The 1,427-nt window shown below is 73.8% G+C and carries 1 protein-coding gene; it reads right to left on the bottom strand.

Annotated elements, in window-relative coordinates; all coding sequences use genetic code 11:
- On the bottom strand, positions 1 to 1,385 hold a 1,385-nt coding region (locus tag IH44_RS49940; protein ID WP_369795057.1), incomplete at its 3' end, for an SdrD B-like domain-containing protein.
- Positions 1,386 to 1,427: the final 42 nt, after the last annotated feature.

A 1,427-nucleotide genomic window follows, 5' to 3' on the forward strand; every position in this document is an offset into this window, starting at 1 on the left:
CCGTCGGTGCCGTTGGACTCGCGCCACAGCTGGAAGACCGCACCGGGCAGCGGCTTGCCGTCCTGGTCGTGCTTGACCAGGCGCAGCGCGCCCTGCTGGCGGCTGAACCCGAAGTCGAAGCTGTGGTCGTCCTGGCCGGGGCCGCCGGTGGTCAGGGCCTGTTCCGCGTACTGGCCGCGGGCGTCGGCCTTGGCCGGGGTCCAGTGGTGCAGCGGGCCGCCCTCGGCGTAGTCGGCGGGGTTGTCGAGGCGGACGGTGTAGCCGGTCCTCGGCTTGAGGCCGCCGGTGACGTTGGTGTCGTCGAAGTAGTACTCGCCGCGGGCGGTGGTCTTGGTGGTGCCGACCAGCTTGCCGTCCGCGTCGTACAGGTGGACGGTCGCGCCCGGTACCGGCTGCTGCTGCGGGAGTTGCTGCCCGGAGCGCTCGGGGTCGTACCAGACCCGGTTGCCGATCTGCAGCGGGGCGCGGTCGCAGAGCACTTCGAGGCGACCCGGGACAGCGCCAGGCCCGCGTAGGCGGCGTTCGGGTGGTAGGTGGTGACCCGGTGCACGTCGAAGAACTTGCCGCCGCGGGTGGTGATCCCGCAGCCCTCGTTCGCGTCCAGCACGTACGTCGCGCCGGACTTGCACGCCTTGCCGAGGTCGCCGCCCGCCCAGACCGGGGCGGTCAGGTTGGCGCCGGAGATGCGGTCGGCGAGCCGGTCGCGGAAGGCCAGCAGCATCGAGCCGTCGGTCTCGAAGCCGATCTCGCCGAGTTCCGGTTCGGGCTCGGCGAAGCCCTTGCCCGCGCACGGGCGGCCCTGGCCGTCGACCGGCCAGCCGTCGGTCCACGGGAACCAGCCCGCGCCCTGGCAGACCGGGTCGGTGGCCCACGGGGTGGCGCGCTGGCGCGGGTAGTCGAGCGGCTGGTCGAGCACGGCCGCCTTGAAGGCGCCGGTGGCCGGGTCGAAGGGCAGCACGACGGCCCGCAGGTCGGTGATCTTCCCGGTGGACTGGCCGGAGCAGACGCCGCCGACGAGGAAGCTGCCGTCGTCGCCGTCGTGCGCGGTCGTCCCGGCGTTCGGGACGGTGGCGAACAGGGCGGTGGTCTTCTTCGCCGGGTCGGTGACGTAGATCGCGCCCGGGCCGCCGGGGCCGTAGCGGGTGCCGGCCTTGGCCAGCGCGGAGCTGAACAGCCGCTGGTCGTCGCGGTTCCAGGCCAGGCCGAAGACCGTGCCGGTGTCCGTCGCGGTGGACAGGTCGGTGACCTGCGCGGCGCCGCCGTTCGAGGTGCGGGCCTGGTAGGGGAAGCTCACCAGGGTCCGCCCGCCCGCGGGTTCGGTGGAGGCGGGCTGGCAGGCGGTGGCCAGCGGGGCGTTGCGCTGGCAGTAGTCGGACGGGTTCCACAGGCCGGTGGTGAGCACCGCCTGCTTGCCCGCGGACAGGTCG

It is taken from the genome of Kitasatospora sp. NRRL B-11411 (assembly GCF_000721345.1).
GTDB classification, from domain to species: domain Bacteria; phylum Actinomycetota; class Actinomycetes; order Streptomycetales; family Streptomycetaceae; genus Kitasatospora; species Kitasatospora cineracea.